Origin of the sequence: Effusibacillus pohliae DSM 22757 (assembly GCF_000376225.1) — a bacterium.
GTDB lineage: Bacteria > Bacillota > Bacilli > Tumebacillales > Effusibacillaceae > Effusibacillus > Effusibacillus pohliae.
Genome location: NZ_AQXL01000122.1, coordinates 1 through 21,855, shown reverse-complemented (window position 1 = coordinate 21,855; position 21,855 = coordinate 1). Strand labels below are relative to the sequence as shown.

Annotated in this window: 22 protein-coding genes, 2 tRNA genes and 1 rRNA gene; all 25 read right to left on the bottom strand. The window is 57.9% G+C overall.

What is annotated here, in order from left to right:
* The 25 genes from paaD to rrf all read right to left on the bottom strand — a co-directional run bounded on the left by paaD (position 1) and on the right by rrf (position 21,855).
* Entirely contained in the window at positions 1 to 486 is a 486-nt protein-coding gene (gene paaD, locus C230_RS0110460; protein ID WP_018131987.1) for a 1,2-phenylacetyl-CoA epoxidase subunit PaaD, read from the bottom strand.
* A gap of 13 nt (positions 487 to 499) precedes the next feature.
* Positions 500 to 1,333 carry a 1,2-phenylacetyl-CoA epoxidase subunit PaaC gene (gene paaC / locus C230_RS0110455; RefSeq protein ID WP_018131986.1) on the bottom strand — a complete coding sequence of 278 codons (834 nt, stop codon included), beginning with the start codon at positions 1,331 to 1,333 and terminating at the stop codon, positions 500 to 502.
* A gap of 14 nt (positions 1,334 to 1,347) precedes the next feature.
* A complete protein-coding gene (gene paaB, locus C230_RS0110450) occupies positions 1,348 to 1,686 on the bottom strand; it encodes a 1,2-phenylacetyl-CoA epoxidase subunit PaaB (RefSeq protein WP_018131985.1) in 339 nt (112 codons plus the stop codon).
* Between the two features lie 11 nt (positions 1,687 to 1,697).
* Complete coding sequence (paaA, locus tag C230_RS0110445; protein ID WP_018131984.1) at positions 1,698 to 2,666, bottom strand: 1,2-phenylacetyl-CoA epoxidase subunit PaaA; 969 nt, start codon at positions 2,664 to 2,666, stop codon at positions 1,698 to 1,700.
* A gap of 163 nt (positions 2,667 to 2,829) precedes the next feature.
* Positions 2,830 to 3,660, bottom strand: coding sequence for a phenylacetic acid degradation operon negative regulatory protein PaaX (gene paaX, locus C230_RS0110440; RefSeq protein ID WP_018131983.1), 831 nt, complete (start codon positions 3,658 to 3,660; stop codon positions 2,830 to 2,832).
* Positions 3,661 to 3,778: 118 nt separating this feature from the next.
* On the bottom strand, positions 3,779 to 4,198 hold the full coding sequence (locus tag C230_RS0110435; protein WP_026174259.1) for a thioesterase family protein: 420 nt from the start codon (positions 4,196 to 4,198) through the stop codon (positions 3,779 to 3,781).
* 15 nt (positions 4,199 to 4,213) lie between these two features.
* Complete coding sequence (pcaF, locus tag C230_RS0110430; protein WP_018131981.1) at positions 4,214 to 5,413, bottom strand: 3-oxoadipyl-CoA thiolase; 1,200 nt, start codon at positions 5,411 to 5,413, stop codon at positions 4,214 to 4,216.
* Positions 5,414 to 5,425: 12 nt separating this feature from the next.
* Entirely contained in the window at positions 5,426 to 6,175 is a 750-nt protein-coding gene (locus C230_RS0110425) for a 3-hydroxyacyl-CoA dehydrogenase family protein (RefSeq protein ID WP_026174258.1), read from the bottom strand.
* On the bottom strand, positions 6,159 to 6,977 hold the full coding sequence (locus tag C230_RS0110420; RefSeq protein ID WP_407635578.1) for a 3-hydroxyacyl-CoA dehydrogenase NAD-binding domain-containing protein: 819 nt from the start codon (positions 6,975 to 6,977) through the stop codon (positions 6,159 to 6,161). Before C230_RS0110420 ends, C230_RS0110425 begins: the two co-directional genes overlap by 17 nt.
* 59 nt (positions 6,978 to 7,036) lie before the next feature.
* The gene (locus C230_RS0110415) at positions 7,037 to 7,813 is read right to left on the bottom strand and encodes an enoyl-CoA hydratase-related protein (protein WP_018131978.1); all 777 of its coding nucleotides are present in this window, start codon (positions 7,811 to 7,813) and stop codon (positions 7,037 to 7,039) included.
* A 12-nt stretch (positions 7,814 to 7,825) separates the two neighbouring features.
* The gene (locus C230_RS0110410) at positions 7,826 to 8,599 is read right to left on the bottom strand and encodes an enoyl-CoA hydratase (protein ID WP_018131977.1); all 774 of its coding nucleotides are present in this window, start codon (positions 8,597 to 8,599) and stop codon (positions 7,826 to 7,828) included.
* Between the two features lie 27 nt (positions 8,600 to 8,626).
* The gene (paaK, locus tag C230_RS0110405) at positions 8,627 to 9,958 is read right to left on the bottom strand and encodes a phenylacetate--CoA ligase PaaK (RefSeq protein ID WP_018131976.1); all 1,332 of its coding nucleotides are present in this window, start codon (positions 9,956 to 9,958) and stop codon (positions 8,627 to 8,629) included.
* 30 nt (positions 9,959 to 9,988) lie between these two features.
* Positions 9,989 to 10,774, bottom strand: coding sequence for an enoyl-CoA hydratase-related protein (locus C230_RS0110400; RefSeq protein WP_018131975.1), 786 nt, complete (start codon positions 10,772 to 10,774; stop codon positions 9,989 to 9,991).
* 44 nt (positions 10,775 to 10,818) lie between these two features.
* Positions 10,819 to 11,211 carry a PaaI family thioesterase gene (locus C230_RS0110395; protein ID WP_026174257.1) on the bottom strand — a complete coding sequence of 131 codons (393 nt, stop codon included), beginning with the start codon at positions 11,209 to 11,211 and terminating at the stop codon, positions 10,819 to 10,821.
* 67 nt (positions 11,212 to 11,278) lie between these two features.
* Positions 11,279 to 11,752, bottom strand: a complete 474-nt coding sequence (locus C230_RS0110390; RefSeq protein ID WP_026174256.1) for a hotdog fold thioesterase — start codon at positions 11,750 to 11,752, stop codon at positions 11,279 to 11,281.
* A gap of 9 nt (positions 11,753 to 11,761) precedes the next feature.
* The gene (locus C230_RS0110385) at positions 11,762 to 12,061 is read right to left on the bottom strand and encodes an EthD family reductase (protein WP_018131972.1); all 300 of its coding nucleotides are present in this window, start codon (positions 12,059 to 12,061) and stop codon (positions 11,762 to 11,764) included.
* Between the two features lie 536 nt (positions 12,062 to 12,597).
* Positions 12,598 to 12,750 (bottom strand): hypothetical protein, encoded by a 153-nt coding sequence (locus C230_RS22985; protein WP_018131971.1) that lies wholly within the window; start codon positions 12,748 to 12,750, stop codon positions 12,598 to 12,600.
* A gap of 186 nt (positions 12,751 to 12,936) precedes the next feature.
* Positions 12,937 to 13,932, bottom strand: coding sequence for an NADPH:quinone oxidoreductase family protein (locus C230_RS0110375; RefSeq protein WP_018131970.1), 996 nt, complete (start codon positions 13,930 to 13,932; stop codon positions 12,937 to 12,939).
* Positions 13,933 to 14,216: 284 nt separating this feature from the next.
* Positions 14,217 to 15,620: a dihydrolipoamide acetyltransferase family protein gene (locus tag C230_RS0110370; RefSeq protein ID WP_018131969.1), complete on the bottom strand. Its 1,404-nt coding sequence runs from the start codon at positions 15,618 to 15,620 to the stop codon at positions 14,217 to 14,219.
* Between the two features lie 41 nt (positions 15,621 to 15,661).
* A complete protein-coding gene (locus C230_RS0110365) occupies positions 15,662 to 16,645 on the bottom strand; it encodes an alpha-ketoacid dehydrogenase subunit beta (RefSeq protein WP_018131968.1) in 984 nt (327 codons plus the stop codon).
* Positions 16,642 to 17,706, bottom strand: coding sequence for a pyruvate dehydrogenase (acetyl-transferring) E1 component subunit alpha (pdhA, locus tag C230_RS0110360; RefSeq protein ID WP_026174255.1), 1,065 nt, complete (start codon positions 17,704 to 17,706; stop codon positions 16,642 to 16,644). The genes C230_RS0110365 and pdhA overlap by 4 nt, the downstream gene beginning before the upstream one ends.
* 508 nt (positions 17,707 to 18,214) lie before the next feature.
* Positions 18,215 to 20,923: an aconitate hydratase AcnA gene (gene acnA / locus C230_RS0110355; RefSeq protein ID WP_018131966.1), complete on the bottom strand. Its 2,709-nt coding sequence runs from the start codon at positions 20,921 to 20,923 to the stop codon at positions 18,215 to 18,217.
* A gap of 586 nt (positions 20,924 to 21,509) precedes the next feature.
* Positions 21,510 to 21,584, bottom strand: a tRNA-Cys gene (locus C230_RS0110350).
* Between the two features lie 70 nt (positions 21,585 to 21,654).
* A tRNA-Gln gene (locus C230_RS0110345) sits at positions 21,655 to 21,729 on the bottom strand.
* An 11-nt stretch (positions 21,730 to 21,740) separates the two neighbouring features.
* Positions 21,741 to 21,855, bottom strand: a 5S ribosomal RNA gene (rrf, locus tag C230_RS0110340).

Genomic DNA, 21,855 nt, shown 5'->3' with positions numbered 1-21,855 from the left:
CTAAAAAATCGGTTTCAATGCTTCAAACGGATTTTTGCAGGTTCTGCAGTACGCAATGCTGCGGCAAGCCGCAGGGCCGAATAGATTGTCCAGCGTGGTGTCGGCGGAACCGCAGAACGGGCAGGTGATCTCCCAATCGTCCTGCGGTCGGCGGGGCGGCGGCGTGATTCCGAACTGCCGCAATTTTTCACGGCCGGTTTCGCTGATACGGTCCGACGTCCAGGTAGGTTCAAACACAAACTTCACCTGTGCCCGCTTGACGCCGGGAATCGCCGACACCCGCTCAACGATCGACCGTTCGATAATTTTCACGGCGGGACAGCCGATGAAAGTGGGAGTCACCTCGATCTGCACATCGCCCCCTTCGACTTCCACGCGGTGGATCATCCCCATCTCCACCACGCTGATGCAGGGAATTTCCGGGTCGGTGACTTCCTGCAGCCCGTTCCACACCGCTTGCTCGATCGCCTCAACATGCGTGTTCATCGGAATCCTCCTCTTACCAATTGGCCGCCGGGTCCAACCGGTACACTTCGGACAGAGTGGCCACAGCCTGTTGTAGTTCTTCCGTATGTTGTCCGGCGCGGCCGTTCAGCTCCGGCGGCTGCGGCTTTCCCAGCCACGGTAACCGGTAGGCCTCCAGGCTTTTTTTCGCCCGTTCCTGCCAACGCTGCGCCAGCAGTTCGCTTCCCTCGATCAGGCCGTGCCCGACGATTTCCTCCGCTTTCGGACCAAGGTCAAACAAATCGCCCAGATCAGACCACGCCTGTTGCAGCGCAGCCACCAGACGCTTGCGCGCTTCCTCCGTACTGGTGGCCAACTGTTTCATCCAGACCGACCAGTGGTGCAGGTGGTACTTCAACTCCGGCATCATTTTGCGCGCCAACTGAGTCAACGGCAGATACGAGGAGTTTGCCAACGATTCCAACCGCACCTGTTTAAACAGGCTGTACAGATAAAACCGGACAACTGTATAGGCCCAGTCAAACTGAGGATTTTCCAGATACGTGCCCGATCCGTTGGCCCGCTCCACCAGAATCGCATTGCGGAACGCTTCCGGCTGCCGCAATTGCGCCAGATCGTCCGCTTTCCCTTCCCCCAGCGCTTCCAGCATGTCGAAAAATGCCACCGCGTGTCCCATCATGTCCTGGGAGATCGAGGAAAACGACACATCCTCCTCGATATGGGGAGCCAACCCCAACCACTCGGAACCGCGGTAGCCGAGTATAAAGTCATCGTCGGCCAACAGGTACAACAGTTCCACAAGAGCAGCTTTGTAGGCGGGATTCGCCATCGCTTGCCCCGCATCCACTACTTTCTGCAACCCGGTCATGTTCCCACCCCCGTCTAACTCTTGGTCGCAGCGTTTTTTTCGTACTGCTCCCTATGATAGCGCCATCTTCTTTGCAACTCGGCGTAGCCCTTCGTCTCCCGGTAGTCCTTGTTGTCCATCCGCTCGAGCGATTCTCGTTCTTCCGGCGGCAGGACGTAAATGTCATCCCGTTTGACCACCCACAGGTTCACACACGAATCGCGCCGCAGGAAATTTTCCCGCGCCATCGCCATCGCCATTTCGTGATTGGGCGCCAGCAGGCTGAACTGGTGCACGAAGGGGCTCTTCGAATTTTTCTGGCTGAACACTTCAAACACCGCAAAATCTTTGGTTGGATCAGTCTGTCCCGCCATGCGAATCCCTCCTAACTGGCCGAGCGTTGGTGAATCAGCAGTGCGTCCCGTACCCATTTCGCATCTTCATACGACATTTTTCTGAGCAGCAGTCGTTCCCGCGATTTCGGTCCGTGGCCGCTGACGATCCGTTTGAATTCGTCCCAATCAGGCTGCTGGTAATGCCACACGCCGGCCGCCTCGTCATAATGCATCGTTTCGTCCGGAATCGTCAGGCCGATATGGCGAATGTGCGGTACATATTTGGTGAAAAACGCCTGCCTCAACTCCTCGTTCGTCTGTGTGCGAATCTTGTATCGCATGTTGATTTGCTGGTTGCTCGAGATCTTGCCGTTTTCCGGCGGACCGAAAAACATCAGCAGTGCCTGCCACCAGCGATTGAGCGCTTCCTGCAGCATCTGCCGCTGCTGCTTGGTTCCTTCCGCCAGCGCCAGAATCACGCTTTCGCCGTGCTGCATGTGGAATTTTTCCTCGGCGGTGATCCGCAGCAGCGCACGGGCGTATGGCGCATAGGACGAATCGAGCGACATGGTTTGCGTGATGATCGCCGCTCCGTCCACCAGCCAGCCGATAATCCCGGCGTCCGCCCACGTCGGTGCCGACATATGAAACACGTTGTGGAATTTCAGCGACCCGCTGAACAGGTCGTTCAACAGATCCTCCCGCGTTTTGCCGAGCGGCGCCGCGAGATCCTCTGCCACCCGCAGCAGCAGCTGGCCATGCCCCACTTCGTCCTGTACCTTTGCCATGATCGCCAGTTTCCGGTGCAGGGTTGGCGCTTTCGGCACCCACTCTTTTTCCGGGAGCGCGCCCATGATCTCGCTGACGGCGTGCATCGCGATCAATTTGATCAACTGGTGCCGGTAATCGTCCGGCATCCAATCGTCCGCCTCTATTTTTTCCCCCCGGTCGATCCGTTCCAGAAACTTCTGCAACCGGTCGTAATCCGCGTGCCGATTGATAGCCGCTTGGCTGCCCATCAATGCTCCTCCTCCCCGTGCTTTCATCACCAAATAATCGTATAACGTTTATCTAACGTAATAGTATCATATTGTAATATAACGATCAATAGGATTTTTCGGATTTTTTCGTTACATGAAAAAAGGCTCCGTCCGCTTGGACCGGGCCTCCATTGAAAAACCACTATTCCTTGTCCGGCGCGCTTTCAAATACGCTAAGGAAAAAACGGACGGCGCCCGGATCGAGCAGCGCGTAGTAATTCCGGAACAACCGGTCGGCATCGCGTCCCACCCAAAAATCGGGCAGCAGTTCATCCGGCAGACTGGGGTCGATAAACAAAAACTTGCGGTACTCGTGCACCAGCTCGGTTTTTTTGACAAAACACTCGCTGTCGGAAATCGGTTCGCACCGTTCGACCTGCCGTCTGAGTTCCTCATATTGCGGCTGATATCGTTCGATAAACCCCGCGTATGCCTGGTTGATTTCATCCAGGTTCCAACACTTTTCCACCAATTGTTGCGGATCGTCAATCCCCTTGTAGTCGGCAGTAAAAATTTCCACGCAGTCGGTGATTTCGTAATTTTCGGCGATCTCTTTGACCCGTTCCACCAAATCGTGCGGGCTGATCCAGACGCTGTTGGCAAGCATGCCAAACCCCATCCAGCCCAGCTCCTTGCGCAGCTGGTCGCGGATACCCCGCCGTTTTTCCGGAATGTTGTAGGTGATAATACACCATTTGCCGTCCCATTTTGCCGGCAGATCCTTGTAGATGCGGGCGGCCGCCTCGTTCAGCCGCTTTTTGCCGCGGGCGGTCATGGAATAGTAGGAGCGGTTGCCGATCTTCCGGGCTTTCAGCCACCCCTGACTGACCATCCGGGAAATGGCCACCCGCACCGCCTGCTCGGACATCCCGAACTCCCCGAGCAGGCGGGTCAGGCTGCCCACCCAGATTTCGCCACCGTACCGGCGCACATATTCACCGTATATTGTGAAAAGCATCGATTGCGGTTTCATTCTTTCACTCCGTTCCTCCGTGGTTCAACTGCTTGTACACAGTGAATTATTATAGCAAAAATTCCATATCAGTTGCAGAACGGAGTGGCCAGAAACCGTTACATCGAACAATCGAACGCTATCGTTTCACCTGTGCACGGACCCGATTTTCCAGTTCCTGAATCCGCTGCAGCATGTCCTTTTGCCGGAAGATCGCCTGCGTGAAGGTGCCTTTACCCACCAGATTCAGGTCGGTCTCGGCGCTCACCTCGCACACCACACGCTTCGGCGTGACCTCCGTGCAGACCGCCCGGAACGTGACCTTTTGTCCGAGCACGGCGGGTCCGACATGTTTCACGTCGATCGCCAGACCGGCTCCCTCTTCCCCCTCCTCCAAATACGGAAGGATGATCTTGCGTCCGGCCCATTCCATGTAATAAATCATCGTCACCGTTGACAGCACGTCATGCACGACCTGGCCGTTAAAAGACGGCCGCATGTCCTCCGTCACCGTCACCGTGAATTCCTCTGTGATGCCCGGCTGCAACCCCGGTTTGATGACAGCCGCCCCCTTTCAGATCCGTTCAATGATCGTGGCGATTCCCTGGCCGACTCCGATGCACATGGTGGCCAATCCGTAACGGGCGCCGCGCCGTTCCATCTCGCACAGAAGCGTCGTCAAAATCCGGGCGCCGCTGCATCCGAGCGGATGCCCGAGCGCAATGGCGCCGCCGTTGACGTTCAAGCGTTCCGGATCCACGCCGAGTTCCCGCACACACGCCAACACTTGGGCGGCAAACGCCTCGTTGATCTCGATCAGGTCGATGTCCGCGAGCGTCAGCCCGGCCAGTTTCAACACCTTGCGGGTGGCCGGGATGGGACCGGTTCCCATGACGGAAGGATCCACTCCGGCAACCGCCGATGCGACGATGCGGGCCCGCGGTTTCAGGCCGAGCCGCTCGGCCGTCGCCTGTTCCATCAGCAGCAAAGCAGCCGCCCCGTCATTGATGCCAGAAGAGTTGCCCGCCGTCACCGTTCCCCCTTGCCGGAACGCCGGTTTCAGCTTGGCCAGCTGTTCGAGTGTCGTATCGGGGCGGGGATGTTCGTCCTGCTGAAAAATCGCCACCTCCCCTTTGCGGCCATGGATCTCCACAGGCACAATCTCATCCTTGAACTTGCCTTCCGCCAACGCTTTCGCGTATTTTTGCTGGCTGGCCAATGCGAACCGGTCCTGCTCCTCGCGGCTGATACCGTATTGCTCGGCCACGTTTTCCGCCGTTTCCCCCATGCTGTACGGGTAGTACATTTCCGCCAGCTTTTTGTTGACAAACCGCCAGCCAATCGTGGTGTCGTACATCTCCATGTTGCCGCGGGGAAACCCGGTTTCCGGTTTTGCCATCACGAACGGCGCCCGTGTCATGCTTTCCACGCCGCCGGCAATATACACGTCCCCGCAGCCTGCTGCAATCGCATTGGCGCACTGGTTGACCGCCTCCAGCCCGGAGCCGCACAGACGGTTGACCGTGACACCCGGCACCGAGACCGGCAGCCCGGCCAACAACACCGACATTCTGGCCACATTCCGGTTGTCCTCCCCGGCCTGGTTGGCGCAGCCAAACGCCACATCATCGATCAGTTCCGGATCCAACGCGTTCCGTTCCAGCAGTTTCCGAATCACAACCGCCCCCAGATCGTCGGGGCGAACGTCTTTCAAACCGCCGCCGTAACGGCCGATGGCCGTCCGGACCGCGTCCACAATCACAGGTTTTCTCACAGTTTCCCCCTCCTATCGGACAGCCGCTGCCAGCTGATACGAATAAAATCCCTGTCCGCTGCGCACGCCCACCCGGCCAGCCAGCACCAGCTTGCGCAAGAGCGGAGCGGGCCGGTAGCGTTCCTCCGCCAGATCCCGATGCAAGCCGCGAATCACCGCATACACCTCGTCCAGCCCGATCCGGTCAGCCCATTCCAGGGGACCATACGGGTAATTCGTGCCTTTTTTCATCGCAATGTCGATGTCTTCCGGTGTGGCGGTGCCTTCCATGACGGTAAATACGGCTTCGTTGACAATCAAGGCAAGGATGCGCGGAAACACCAATCCCACTTCATCCTCCACGACGGCCGTCTCCTTGCCCAACGATTCGAACAGCCAGACCGCCTGTTCCACGACAGCAGGGGCTGTCTGCAAAGCGGGAGCGATCTCCAGCAAGCCCCGTTCCGCCACCGGTACAAACGTGCCAAAACCGCAGATCCGCTGGGGGTACCGCGCCCAGGAAGCCGCCTCGGTCGCCGTCACCGCCAGGGAGGTCGCCAGAATCGGCACATCCGGCGGCAGTTCGCAGTCCAATTTTTCAATGGTGGCCCGCTTCAGATCCAGATCGTAATTGGTCACTTCGATGGCAAAGCGGACGCCGTCCGCCGCTTCCCGCACCGGTTCCGGCACCACCCGGTAGCCGCTTTCCCCGAACAGCTCTTTCAGTTCATCGTGAAGAGGGCTTTTACCGACCAGCAGCACCGTCTTATTTGTCATACTCATAGTACCCCTCCCCCGACTTCCGGCCGAGCGTTCCCGCTTGCACCATCCGTTGCTGAATGCGGCTGGGCCGGAACCGGCCATCGTGGAAAAAGTTTTCGTACACCGATTCGGTCACCGCAAAATTGACATCGATCCCGATCAGGTCCTGCAGCTCGAACGGCCCCATTTTGAACCCGCCCGCCTGTTTCATGATGCGGTCGATTGTCTCCACCGGCGCAATCCGGTCCTGCAAAATCCGCAACGCCTCGTTATAGAAGGGGCGCGCCACCCGGTTGACGATAAACCCCGGCGTATCATTGGCATACACCGGAACTTTGCCGAGCTCCTTCGCAAATTCGTAGACCTGCTGCGCTTCCCGCTCGCCCGACTGTTTGCCCCGGATCACCTCGACCAGCGGCATGACAGGAGCGGGATTGAAAAAATGCATGCCCAAAATCCGCTTAGGGTGATCCAACCCGCCAGCGATCTCGGTCACCGACAGGGAAGAGGTGTTCGTCAGGAGCAATGCGTCCTGCCGGCAGATTTCGGTGAGCGTGCGGAAAATCGATTTTTTCAAATCCAGCCGCTCCGATACCGCCTCGATCACGATGTCGCAGCTGGCCAGCCGCTGAATCTCCTGGACCGGTTCGACCGCTTGGCAAATCTCCTCTTTTTCCTGTTCCGTCAGCCTGCCTTTGGCCACCTCTTTCGACAGGGTGGACGCCAGGTACGACTGCGCCTTGTCCAGCGCGGACGGGTTGGCGTCGAGCAGCCGCACGCGGTGCCCTTTTCTCGCGCAAACCAGGGCGATCCCGGCCCCCATCGTGCCTGCCCCGATCACGCCGATCTGATACGCGGCCACGGTTTCCACCTCTTTCTGCGCTATATTCCTTTAAATACTGGAGTCCGTTTTGCAAAAAAGGCGTCGACACCTTCCTTGTGATCTTCTGTGGAACCGGCGATTTCCTGTGCAAGCGCTTCATATTCAAGGGTCTCCTCAAGCGTCGACGCAAGTCCCTTGTACATCGTGCGCTTGATCAGGCCGATCGCCTTGGTCGGCAGCTTTGCCAACCGGCCCGCATATTCCATCACATCGGTTGCAAATGTCTCGGCCGGGAATATGCGGTTGACCAAACCGATGCGGTACGCTTCCTCGGCCGATACCTTTTCGCCGGTGAACGCCAGCTCCAGCGCTTTGCCGATGCCGACGATTCGCGGCAGAAAATAACAGCCTCCCGAATCCGGCACCAATCCGATGTTGACGAATACGTTCGCAAACGATGCTTTGTCGGAGGCGAGCCGGATGTCGCAGGCCAACGCCAGGCTCATGCCGGCCCCGGCCGCCACCCCGTTGACTGCCGCCAGCACCGGTTTTTCCGTGTTGCGCATTTGCAGGATCAGAGGATTGTAGCGTTTGCGCAAAAACTCGCCGAAGTCGATCTCCGTTCCCTGTACCTCTCCCAGATCCTGCCCCGCGTTAAACGCTTTGCCATTGCCCGTCAGCACAATGCAGCGGACATTTTCCTGCTTGCCGGCCCGCTTCAGGGCATCGATCAATTCCCGGTGCATCTGTTCGGTGAACGCATTGAATTTGTCCGGGCGGTTCAGCGTAATTTTGGCGATTCCGTCGGCCGCCTCATACAAGATCGTTTCATACATCGCAATCCCCTCCTACCGTCCGGTAAAATTCGGCTTTCGCTTTTCAGCGAACGCCCGCATCCCTTCCGCCTTGTCCTCGCTGGCAAACAGCAGGTAGAAGCAGTTGCGCTCGTAATCCAGGCCTTCGTCCAACGGATTGTCCAGCGCTTTCAGCACCGATTTCTTGATCAGCCGGACGGCCACCGGCGGCTGCTCTGCAATTTTTTGCGCCAGCCGGATCGCTTCCCGCAGGTACAGTTCCACCGGCACCACTTTGTTCACCATGCCGTACCGCAGCGCTTCATCGGCAGTGATCGGTTCCCCGGTCAGCAGCATTTCCATCGCTTTCACTTTGCCGACCGCTTTCGTCAAACGCTGGGTGCCGCCCGCCCCCGGCATCACGCCGAGCCTAATTTCCGGCTGGCCGATGCGGGCCGTTTCGGAGGCGATCACCATGTCGCAATTCATCATCAACTCGCAGCCCCCGCCCAACACGTAGCCGCTCACCGCCGCAATCAGCGGTGTCGCGATTTTGGCGATGCGGTCCCAGACCGCAAACTGGTCTTTCAAAAGCATCGGAATCGCCGCTTCGTCCGCCATTTCGGAAATGTCGGCTCCGGCGGCAAACGCTTTGTCGTTGCCGGTGAGGACGATCGCCCGGATCGAATCGTCCCGGTCCATGCGTTCCAGCGCTTCCACAATTTCGTCCACCATTTGCAGGTTGAGCGCGTTCAATACCTCCGGCCGATGCAGCGTAATGATGCCAACCGGCGGCTCGTGTAACACCCGAATGTATTTTTGGTTCATCGGACTCCCCCGCTTTCCGCTGCCGTTTTATTTGACAGCGCCCGCTTTGTTCCGGTAGTCTACGATCCGTACCGCTTTGCCTTCGCTGCGCGGGAGCGTGTTCGGTTTGTTCAGCTTCAGCTGCACGGAGACGCCGAGCGCATTTTTCATCATATGCCCGATCTCTTTCAGCAGGTTGACCACGCTCTCGCTGTTGTCCAAATCGTCAATGCCTCGCATGAACTCGTTCGTCAGTTCGCAATGCACCTCAAACCGGTCCAGCGCGCCGTCGCGGTCGATCACCACCTGGTAATGCGGGGCCAGCTGTTTGAAGCTGAGCAGCACCGACTCGATTTCCGTCGGGAATACGTTGACCCCGCGGATGATTAACATGTCGTCGACGCGCCCCTTGATCCGTGACATGCGGATCGTGGTGCGCCCGCATTTGCACGTTTCCGGATTCAGAGACGCGATATCGCCGGTGCGGTAGCGGATGACCGGGAACGCTTCTTTGGTCAGTGAAGTGAAAACCAGTTCCCCTTCCTGCCCGTACGGAAGCGCTTCACCGGTGGCAGGATCGATAATCTCCGCCAAAAAATGGTCTACCGCGATATGCAGCCCGTCTTGCGCCTCATGGCACTCGATCGACACACCCGGACCGATCACTTCGCTCAGTCCGTAAATGTCGACCGCCTTGATGCCCATCTTGTCCTCCAGCTGCGCCCGCATTTCTTCCGACCACGGTTCGGCGCCGAAAATCCCGTATTCCAGGCTGGTTTCCCGCGGATTCAAGCCCATCCGTTCCATTTCTTCCACAATATTGAGAATATACGAAGGCGTCCCGGCGATTCCGCGCGGCTGAAAATCCTGAATCAGCGTGATTTGGCGGGGCGTGTTGCCGCCGGAAACGGGCACCGCCGTTGCGCCCAGGTATTCGATTCCATAGTGCAGCCCGAGCCCGCCGGTGAACAGGCCGTATCCGTAGGCGTTGTGGAAAATGTCGCCCGGCCGCCCGCCTGCGCAGCAAATTGCGCGGGCCACCACCTCCGCCCAGTTTTCGATGTCTTTTTTCGTGTACCCGACCACCGTCGGCTTGCCCTTGGTGCCGGAGGAACCGTGGATGCGGACGACCTCTTTCATGTCGACCGCAAACAGCTTAAACGGGTAATTTTCCCGCAAATCCGATTTTTTCATAAACGGCAGCCGCTGCAAATCCTCCAGGCTGCGGACGTCCTCCGGCCTGACGCCCGCCCGATCAAAATTCTGCCGGTGAAACGGCACGTTTTCATAGCAGCGCCTGACGACCTCCTGCAGCCTTTGCAACTGCAGTTTTTGCATCTCTCCGCGCGCCATCGTTTCCATTTCCGGATTGAAGATCATCGTTCCCAGACCCCCGTTTTTGCGTAACTGTTACTCCCCGAGAAACACCGGTTTTCTTTTCTCGCGAAACGCTTCCAACGCTTCCCGCCGGTCCCGTGTCGGAATGATCACTTCGTACGCGTTCGCTTCCAGATCCAGGCCGCTCTGCAAATCGGTACCGTACCCGCGGTCGATCGCATATTTCGCCTGGTACACGGCGAGCGGAGCGTTTCCGATAATTTCCTCCGCCAGCGAGAAACTCATCTCCCGCAACTGCTCCGCATCATTCGCCAGCCCGTTCAGGATCCCGTAGTCGGCAGCCTGCTCCGCCGTAATTTTGCGCGCTGTCAAAATCAGTTCCTTCGCTTTCGAGGGACCGATCAGGCGGGGAAGCCGCTGGGTGCCGCCCGCTCCCGGAATGATGCCGAGGCTGACCTCCGTCAGGCCCATTTTGGCTTCCCGCACCGCAAAGCGGAAATCGCATGCGAGCGCCAGCTCAAATCCGCCACCGAACGCGTAGCCGTTGATCGCCGCAATGGTCGGTTGCGGCAACCGCTCCAAAGCACAGAACACGTCCCGGATCTTGCGCACGTTGCGGCGCACCTGCTGCTCATTGAGCGTTCTCCGCTCCTTCAGATCGGCGCCCGCGCAAAACGCCTTGCCGGCGGCTGTTACGAGCACCACCCGGGTTTGCTTGATGTCCTGCTGCAGCTCCTCGATCACTTCGCCCAGCCGCACGAGAGTCGGATAATCCAACGCGTTCAACTCATCCGGCCGGTTCAGCCGGATGACTCCGATATGCCCCCATCGTTCCAACAAGACAGTCTCCCGTTCCATTTCTTTCCCCCTCGCCTCCAGTGCCCGGCATCCATTGCGGCAGTCTATTGCTTGGGATTTGCGCGGGCGTACGTCCCCAAAGCGATCGCCACCAGTTGCCCGTCGCCCGTCGTGACGCGAGCTTCCATCACAATCAGCTTGGCGCCGCGTTTCAACACCCGCGACTCGGCGATCAGCAGATCCCCCTTTGCCGGGGCGAGGTAGTTGATTTTGCTTTCCACCGTCACACACTGCTGAACCCCGTCGATATGCGGGGCAGCTCCGTGTCCCATCGCCACATCGGCCAGTGTGCTGGTAACGCCGCCGTGCACGACTCCCTCGATGCTGTTGTAAAATTCCGGACGGATATTTAAGGTTGCAGTGCAACCGTTCTCATCGATCCGCTGAATCTCAATTCCCAAATAATTGTTGAACCGGTTTTTCGTTTCGTACCTCATCACGCTGCCACCCGTACTTTTCATAAGCTGTGTTGCCCCCCAGTCAGTCGCATGTTTGTAAGCGCTGTCATTTGTGCGGTTCAACCGGGACAAAATAGTGGTTCTTGCGATACGCCAGCGCATCCAGCAGCGCGACCGTGCCGTGTTCGTTCTCCACCCGGATGCGGTACCACGCCGTGCGGGGTGTTCTGTTTTCCTCTACCGCCGTCGCCCGCAGCCGGGTTCCTGCAGAGCTGGCCGCGAGATAACCGATATTCATCGACAGGGCGACCGACGTCTTGCCGTACGAATTGGACGCCACCGCAAACACAAAATCGGCGAGGGAAAAAATCACACCGCCATGCGTCGTACCGTGCGCGTTCAACATGTCATACGTCACATCCAATTCGGCGGTGGCGGTACCTTCGCCAACCTCGAGCAAACGGATGCCCAACAACCGTCCAAATGGATCCTGCTTCAGTTTCTCGCAGATCTGTTCGTAATACCGCTCGTGAACTGTCGAATCATCTGGCCGCGCCTCTTCATTCCGGAAGTGAATCAAACCGATCACCTACAACACTTCAGCAAAATGCATCGATACGAGTTTACCGGCAAACCCCATCAAATCTTTGCCTGCGGCTCGTCCCTCCGGGGAAGACAGCGCATTGGCCAACGCTTCCTTCGTTTCAAAATACATCTCGGCGATCAGGTGCAGGTCGCTTTCGCCCATGGGAGTCCCGTAGACTTTGCTCACCTCCAGCTTCAGCAGTCCGGGCATTTTGGCCGCAAGCGGTGCATGCACTTCATTGTAATGCCGGTCGAATTCCTCCATGTTCTCCGGTTTCCGGTAAATCGCCACCAACTTTACCATGTTTGTCTCCTCCCTTTGCTTCATCCGGATCAGTCGTTGCCATCTCGTCGACAAAAGAATATAACGGAATTTCTATATAACGTTATTTTAACGTTGTTACTGAAAATAGTATATTACCCGACTCGCTTTCGTCAATAGACTTATCAGTCATTTCCGACAACGGTTAGATAAAAATTCCACACAGATAACGCTGTGATTCCGCACCTGCTTGGTACTTTGCCGGGGACCCGCATCCGTGCGGGGCCGAACATAACAGCCGCCACAACCTCCCACCAAAGTGAGGCCTGGCGCTTTCAGCGCCCCGGCGAGATTTGTGCCCTATGGGCGCAAAGTGACAAGATCCATGTAGCTGATTCCGAATACTTTGATGGGTACCCAAGTGCGGCGTGTGTTCGGCACTAGCGCTTCCATGCGCGGGGCAACGCCGAGTTGATCATCCGTGAGCCAAAAAATAGGGGTGGAAGCCGCCCTCCCGGCAGATTCCTCCCCTTCGTCCGCTCGCGCTGTACCTGTTGTAACCGTGGATACGGCACGCATTACTCGGCATGGGAATTCATGCAGCGTTCACATTCGTACATCACCGCTTCCCGCTGATCGTTTAATTCCGCTCCGCACGATGTGCATTGCGCCGTCACCTGACCGCCGTTCAAGGGTTGGTGCGTCCATCCGTAAAATTCCGCCATCGACATCCGAACCGCCTCCTGTTATCTGAATGTTCTTATTGCAGATATTGTATTATAACAGTATGAAAAAGTAAATATCTGTATTAATACAAATCTGCAAACTGCAAAAAAACAGCGCCAAAAAAAAGAAACCACAGCTTTTGCCATGGTTTCTGCTGAGCGTAACGCATATTGGCAGGTGACTCACTGCGATCAGGCATCCTGCAGCCGCACAATTGTGCGCCCGCGCACCTCGCCATTCAGGATCGAGGCAGCGGCGGCCGGCAGTTGGTCGAGCGTAATCTCGCGTCCGATGCTGTCAAGCAAACGTGGCGGTTTTAAATCGCTCGCCAAGCGCTCCCATAATTTGACCCGGACGTCCATCGGGCAATACACCGAATCGATCCCGAGCAAGTTGACGCCGCGCAGGATAAACGGAAACACCGTGGTCACCACCTCTGAACCGCCGGTCAGTCCGCTGACTGCGACCGATCCGCCGTATTTGATGGTGCAGAGCAGATACGCAAGCGTCTTACCGCCCACCGGATCGACCGCACCGGCCCAGCGCTCCTTTTGCAACGGACGGCTCGTGTCGGTCACCTCGTCGCGGCCGAGGATTTCCTTTGCCCCAAGCTGACGCAGATAGTCGTGTTCCGCGGCTTTTCCGGTGCTAGCCACCACATGATAGCCGAGCTTCGCCAGCATGGCGACCGCGGTGCTACCTACACCGCCGGTGGCTCCCGTCACAATGACCGGTCCCCGGCCGGGATGCACCCCATTTTCCTCCAACCGCTGGATCGACAAGGCGGCCGTGAATCCGGCGGTGCCGATCGCCATCGCTTCTTTCAACGTCAGGCCCTGCGGCAGCGGTACCACCCAGTCGGCCGGCACCCGGGCGTATTCGCTGAATCCGCCAAAATGGGACACCCCCAACTCGTAACCGGTGACGATCACCTCGTCTCCCTCGCGGAACCGCGGATCGCGAGATTCCACCACCGTGCCGGACAGGTCAATCCCCGGAACAAATGGGTACGTCTTCACAATCTTGCCGTTCGGAATGCAGGCAAGCCCGTCCTTGTAATTGAGACTCGAATAGGCCACCCGAATGGTCACGTCCCCCGCCGGCAAATCGGCCGGGGTGAGTTCCTTCACACCCACGGAAAACGAATCCTCTGTCTTGTCCACCACGACTGCGCGAAACCCGCTCATCTCGATCCCCCTCACTTTTTTCGCCGTCTCACGGTTCGACCGGCGCGCGCCAATTCGCTTTACGCCGGCAAACTGTTCCAACCAGGATCATCGTACTAAATTTTCAATCTGCGAATCAAGTGGCGGGTCGCCCCGTCCTGCTCGTACACGACAGAGGGTACCATTCACAGTGGTTTCTCAACGGCGGTGAGTACCATCCACAATGCCTCCATCGATCGCGACAGTCCGCGTCTACCGCCGGACCCTTCCCGACAGAGACGGCAGACCGCGGAAAAGCGGCCATACTAAGCCATTTCCAGGAACAGCCGATCCGGATTTTCCAGCAACTCCTTGATGCGGTTGGTGAAGCGGACGGCAGTGGCTCCGTCGATCAACCGGTGGTCAAACGACAACGATATGTGCATCATCGTCCGGATCACCCCTTGTCCGTCGCGAACCACCATCCTGGGTTCCATCTTGTGCAGTCCCAAAATCGCCGCTTCCGGATGGTTGATGATCGGGGTTGCATACAGCCCGCCGATCGGTCCCACGTTGCTGATCGTAAACGTACCGCCGGTAATCTGTTCAAGCTTCAGCTTGCCTTGCCGCGCCAAGGCCGCCAGTTGGCTGATCTCTTCCGCAAGTTGAAAAATCGTCTTGCGATCCGCATGTTTGATCACCGGAACGATCAGGCCGTCCTCCGTGTCGGTGGCAATCCCGATGTGATAGTAGCGTTTCAGGACGATTTCGCCGCTTGCATCGTCAATCGAAGCGTTCAGCATCGCGAACTCCTTCAGTGCAATAACCAGCGCCTTGATGAAAAACGGCAGGAACGTCAGCCTGATCTGCCGCTCTTCCGCATATACTTTCAACCTGTCGCGCAGCGCGATCAGCGCGTCCATTTCGACCTCATCGACATGCGTCACATGCGGAATGATCGATACCGATTTGACCATATGCTCCGCGATTTTCTTGCGGATGCCGCGGAGCGGGATGCGCTCTTCCGGCTCTTCCGCCATGCGCCCGCCTGTCGCGACAGGCGGCACCGCGTGGCCTGCGGTTTGCTCCGACTGCCGGCTCGCTTCGCCGCTGGTCGCTGTTCCCCGGCCGCTGCCGGCATCCGTTTCACCCTGGTGCCCCACGTGCCCCACGTGCCCCACGTGCCCCACGTCCGCTTTGCGTCCGCTTTGCACACCGCTTTGCAGCGCCTGCACAAACCGGCGCAGATCCTCCTCCGTCACCCGGCCCACCGGTCCGGTTCCTGGCACCTGTTCAATGTCGATCTGCATTTCTCTTGCCAAGCGGCGCACATGGGGTGTCGCCAGCACCCGCCTCTCCCTCTGTACCGCCATGGCCGCACGAGGCGCGGCCTCCAGCTCGGCAACTTCCCGCCCGGCGGCTGTCTGGCCCGCTGCCACAGCCGACCCGGCCGGCTGCTCGATAACGGGACGGACCGCCACAGCCGCCCCCTCCGATTCCGGCTCGATGATGAACAGCGTCGAACCCACCTCGACCGTCTCACCTTCCGCATGCAAAATCTTGCGGATCGTTCCCGTTACGGGCGAAGCCAACTCGGCGTTCACTTTGTCTGTCTGCACTTCCACCACCGGCTGGTCCCGTTCCACCCGGTCACCCTCTTTCACCAGCCAGCGGGTGATCTCCCCTTCGTGCATACCTTCCCCAATATCGGCCAGCTTGAATTCGACCATCTTCCGATCCTCCCTGTGCCAATCGTCTGCAGCTTCGCCCGCTAGAACAAAATCGTTTCCGTGATTCCAAGTTTGACGCGCGCCTCCGTCGGGAGGTAGTCATCTTCCAGCGAGAATTGCGGCACCGGCACGTCGAACCCGGTGATCCGCCTGATCGGCGCCTTCAGATAGAGCAACGCTTCGTCATTGATCAACGCGATGATTTCCGCCGCCATCCCGGCCGTTTTGTGCGCTTCGTGGACGATCAACGCGCGGCCTGTTTTTTTCACGGAACCGATGATGCAATCCCGGTCGAGCGGATACAGCGTGCGCAGGTCGATCACTTCGCAGGACCAGCCTTTTTCCCGTTCGATGTCAGCGGCCGCTTTCATCGCCACACGGAGCATCGCCCCCCAGGCGAAAATCGACAGGTCGCTTCCCTCCTGCACCACTCGCGCCTTGCCGATCGGCACCCGGTACATCTCCTCCGGCACCTCTTCACTGAATGCCCGGTAAATTTTGGTCGGTTCCAGAAACACCACCGGATCCGGATCTTCGATCGCGGAGATCAGCAGCCCTTTTGCATCATAGGGAGTGGCAGGCACCACCACTTTCAACCCGGGCGTATGGGCAAAAAAAGTCTCGACGCTCTCGGAATGCAGTTCCGGCCCCCGGATCCCGGCGCCGTACGGAGTGCGGATGACCATCGGAACCGAGAACTGGCCGCGCGTCCGGTACCGCATGCGGGCCGCATGCGACACCACCTGCTCAAATCCCGGATAGATAAAAGCCAAAAATTGGATTTCCACGACCGGAATCATCCCGTTCAACGCCAACCCGATCGCCGTCCCCACAATGCCCGACTCTGCCAGCGGCGTGTCAACCACCCGTTCCGCACCGTATTTTTCGATTAACCCTTCGGTCGCCCGGAACACCCCGCCGTTGACACCGATATCCTCGCCCAGTAGCATCACGCGGGGATCGTCGGTCAGCTTCTGGTCCATCGCTTCCCTGATCGCTTGCAGCATCGTCAATTTCCTGCTCACGCTTGCATCCCACCCTCGTTCAAAACTCGCTGCAGCTCCTGCTGTTGCTCGCGAATGTGCCACGGCATCTCGGCATATACATGCGCAAACATGTCAGCCGGCTGCGGTTTTGGGAAGGCTTCCGCCTCCGCCAGCGCGGATTCGATCGTCTCCCCAACCTGCCGTTGCCATGCCGCTTCCTGTTCGTCGTTCCACAGCCCCTGCTTTTCCAAAAACCGGCGCAACCGGTCAACCGGATCGCGGCGGCGCCACTCCTGTGCGAGCACTTCCTGGTCGCGGTATTTTTTCGGATCGTCAGCGGTGGTGTGGGCCCCGTAACGGAACGTGACCGCCTCGATCAACGCCGGACCGCCTCCCACCCGCGCCCGCTGGACGGCGTCTTGCACCGTCAGCCAAACCGCAAAAACATCGTTGCCGTCGACGCGGACTCCGTGAATGTCATACGCGGCCGCCCGTTGGGCGATCGTCCGCGAAGCCGATTGCCGGGAAAACGGAACGCTGATCGCATACCCGTTATTTTGACAGAAAAAGAGGACAGGCGCGCGGAAGACGCCGGCAAAATTCAGCGCCTCGTGAAAATCCCCTTCGGAAGTGGCACCATCGCCGAGATAGGCGATACTGACCGTTTGCTCACCTTTCAGCTTGCTTGCCCAGGCTGCCCCCATCGCATGCAGCATCTGCGTGGCAATCGGCACACACTGCGGCAGGATCCGTTTGTCCTCCGGACAAACGGAGGCATCCGAGTGCCCCATCCAGTACAAAAACACTCGGACAAGCGAGTGCCCGTGCACAATAGCAGCCGCGTGATCGCGGTAGGTCGGAAACATCCAGTCGCCTGCCCGCAAGGCCATCGCGCTTCCCACTTGCGCAGCTTCCTGTCCTTCAAACGGGGCGTAGGTCCCCAACCTGCCTTGCCGCTGCAAGATGATGCACTTGCGGTCAAACGTCCGCACCAACACCATTTTTTTGTACATGTCGATCATCAGATCCGGCGTGATTCGCCCGCTGATGTCCTCCGCCAGTTCCCCCTCCGGCGTCAACACTTGATACAGTTTCGTCATGTCCGCCACTTCCGGCGCCGTCGCACCCTCCTCGATACCGGTGAACGACCGCACCACATCTTTCTCGATTAACATGTTCCCACGCTCCCCTGCAGGAATAACAGATCGGTTGAACAAACCATTGCCTACGTCGTGCGCGCTTGTCAGTCAACCCTCGCGCCGGCTGAGCACCAAAACGTGCCTTCCCTGCAGAATGACCGGCTTCCTCACGCTCAGCCAAATTTATGAAATCGCTTTCAAAATACTGTTGCCACCAGCGGCGAGCGGTTGCAAGTCCCTCCCGCCGACCGTAGCCATTTCGCCCGGTCCCGCCGGTGGGCGTCCGTGAAACCGGAGCGGTTCACACGAATTCATCAACAAATCGAAATTCAACCAATCACCCTAATTATAATTTCATTTGAAAAAGTGTTTCAAATATGTGCATAAACGCATAACCGCTTTAAATCACGAAACTACGATCCGCAAAAAAAATTCCCGCCCTATCGGGAGGGAATTTTTTACAAAAATGTCATTTCGCCAGCTCACGCAGGACTTTTTGCAGAATGCCGCCGTTCCGGTAATAATCGATGTCGACGATGCTGTCCAGGCGGACGATCGCGTCGAACTCAAACGAACTTCCATCCGGGCGGGTAGCGCGGACTTTCACCTGTTGCCCCGGCTGGATCTTGTCATTCAGGCCGAGGATGTCAAACGTTTCCTCACCCGTGATGCCGAGCGACTTCCAGCTCACCCCTTCGGTGAACTGCAGCGGCAGTACGCCCATGCCCACCAGGTTGCTGCGGTGAATCCGCTCGAAGCTTTCCGCGATGACCGCTTTCACGCCCAGCAAGTAGGTGCCTTTTGCCGCCCAGTCGCGGGAGCTGCCGGTGCCGTACTCCTTGCCGGCGATCACCACCAGCGGAATGTTTTGCTCTTGGTACCGCATCGATGCATCGTACACCGACATGATTTCCTCAGTCGGGAAGTATTTGGTTACGCCGCCTTCCGTACCCGGCACCACCTGGTTGCGGATCCGGATGTTGGCGAACGTTCCGCGCATCATCACTTCGTGGTTGCCGCGGCGGGAACCGTACGAGTTGAAGTCGGCCGGTGCCACTCCGTGCTCTTGCAGATAACGGCCTGCCGGGCTGTCCGGTTTAATGCTGCCCGCCGGTGAGATATGGTCGGTGGTCACCGAGTCGCCCAACAGCAGCAACGTTCGTGCGCCTTTAATCTCTTCGATTGCCTTGAGTTCTTCGCTGAGATCCTTGAAGAACGGCGGTTCCTGGATGTAAGTCGATTTTTCGTCCCAGTTGTAGAGCGTTCCGGTCGGCGCATCGATTTGGTTCCAGACTTCGTTGCCGGTAAACACATTTTCATACCGCTTGCGGAACAAATCGGGTCGCACCGCTTTGTTGATCGCTTCCTTGATTTCTTCCGAAGACGGCCAGATGTCCCTCAGGTAGACCGGTTCGTTGTCCTTGCCGTAGCCGATCGGCTCGCTCGTCAGGTCGATGTCGACCGTTCCCGCCAGCGCGTATGCCACGACAAGCGGCGGCGATGCCAGATAGTTCGCTTTCACAAGCGGATGAATCCGTCCTTCGAAGTTCCGGTTTCCAGACAGAACGGCTGCCACCGTCAGGTCGTTTTCGGAAATCGCATTGGCGACTTCCTCCGGCAGTGGACCGGAGTTCCCGATACAGGTCGCACAACCGTAACCGGCTACATGGAAGCCGAGCGCTTCCAGCGAATCCATCAGTCCCGCTTCGATCAGGTAGTCGGTCACAACGCGGGAACCGGGCGTCAGGCTGGTTTTCACGTAAGCTGGTTTGGTCAGGCCTTTTTCCACCGCTTTTTTCGCGAGCAGGCCAGCCGCAATCAAGACGCTCGGGTTCGATGTGTTGGTGCAGCTCGTGATCGCCGTGATCACCACAGACCCGTTGCGCAGGGTGGATGTTTTGCCGTTCGGATGCTCGACTTTGACCTCTTTCTTGATTTCTTCATCCGACAGGCCAAACCCCCCTTTGTCGATCGGCGTGCGGATCGCCGAATTGAACCCTTCCTTCATCGCCGACAGTTCGATCCGATCTTGCGGACGGCGCGGACCTGCCAGCGACGGCACGACGGACGACAGATCGAGTTCCACCACATCGGAATAGACCGGCTCTGGCATGTCGTCCGTGCGGAACATGCCCTGCGCTTTGTAGTAGGCTTCCACCAGCGCCACCTGTTCTTCGTTGCGGCCCGTCAAACGGAGGTAGTTGAGCGTTTCTTGGTCAACCGGGAAGAAGCCCATCGTCGCTCCGTATTCCGGCGCCATGTTGGCGACAGTCGCCCGGTCCGCCAGGCTCATTTTGCTTACGCCAGGTCCGAAGAACTCGACGAATTTGCCGACCACGCCTTTTTTGCGCAAGATGTTGGTGACAGTCAGCGCGAGGTCGGTCGCGGTTGCTCCTTCCGCCAACGTTCCGGTCAGTTTAAACCCGACGACTTCAGGTGTGACAAAATAGAGAGGCTGCCCCAGCATGCCGGCTTCCGCTTCGATACCGCCAACCCCCCAGCCTACGACGCCGAGACCATTGATCATTGTCGTATGCGAGTCGGTTCCGACGAGCGAATCCGGAAACACGATCGTTTCGCCATCCCCTTCGCTGGTCATCGCAACCGACGCCAGATATTCCAGGTTCACCTGGTGTACGATCCCGGTAGCCGGCGGCACGGCGCGGAAATTGTTGAAGGCCGTTTGCGCCCAGCGCAGGAAACGGTAGCGCTCCTGGTTTCGTTCAAATTCCAGTTTCATATTTTGATCGAGCGAATCTTTGCTGCCGAAGAAGTCGACCATCACCGAGTGGTCGATCACCAGGTCGACCGGCACCAGCGGATTGATTTTCTTCGGATCTTTTCCCATCCGCTCCATCGCAGCGCGCATCGCCGCCAGGTCGACGACAGCCGGCACGCCGGTGAAGTCTTGCAGCACGATCCTCGCCATTTTGAATGGGATTTCCTGGTTGAGATCGCGTTCTTCCGTCCAGTTGGCGATTTTCTTAACGTGGTCCTCGGTGATGGCGACGCCGTCAAATTGGCGCACAGCCGCCTCCAGCAGAACCTTCATGGAAAACGGCAGTTTCGAGACCGGCCCCAGTTTGCTTTCCTCAAGCGCCGGCAAGGAATAGTAGGTATACGTTTTGTCGCCCACTTGCAACGTGCGACGCGCTGAGAATTTGTCTTGGTTTGCCACGGCAACAACCTCCTCACTGATGCAGCAGACGAACCGGTCGTCCCATGCAGCCGCCCCCGGTTCTTCATGGGACCCCAATAGTTTCATCTACTGAAACAACGTTTCATTTAATGGTATACATCTGTATTATAGATGATTTTCTTGTCAATTTCGATAGGCTTTTTGGAAAAAATCCTGCCGCTTCGCTCCCTCCCATCGAAAAAGGAGCGACCGTCCGGTCAACTCCTTTTTAAGATGCTACCGCACAGGAAAAAAATGCACGGAACAGCGGTTGAGCAGCCGGTCCGAATTTTTTCGCAAAATGCCTGCCGCATAAGCGGAGAACGGGAAGCTGCGGCTGCTGTAGCTTTCTTTTTTCGCCAGCCAATTCGCCCGCGTTTCCGCGTGCCCCTGAGATCAATCTGTGTCCTAGATCTGACGCTATCAAAAAAGCACGCTTTCGCGTGCCGTCTCAGTTCACCTACGGATATCGGCCGGCACACCGAAGCAACGCGGAGAATTGTACTCTCCCCTTATCTGTTTCGGCAATGCATCCGATTCCGACTTATAATAGTAAGATTTTTCAATTGGCCGTAATGAATGTATCTGGAGGCGCCACCCGGATTCGAACCGGGGAATAAAGGTTTTGCAGACCTCTGCCTTACCACTTGGCTATGGCGCCGGATGGATGGCTGCAGCTTTTCATGCACAGCGTTTGCAAGATGTGGAAATGAGTCCTGCGTGTCCAAATGTGGCTGGGGAGGTAGGGATCGAACCTACGCATGACGGAGTCAAAGTCCGTTGCCTTACCGCTTGGCGACTCCCCAATGACACATTCGCCTAGCGACGACCTACTCTCCCAGGGCTTCCTGCCCAAGTACCATCGGCGCTGGAGAGCTTAACTTCCGTGTTCGGGATGGGAACGGGTGTGTCCTCTCCGCTATTGTCACTAG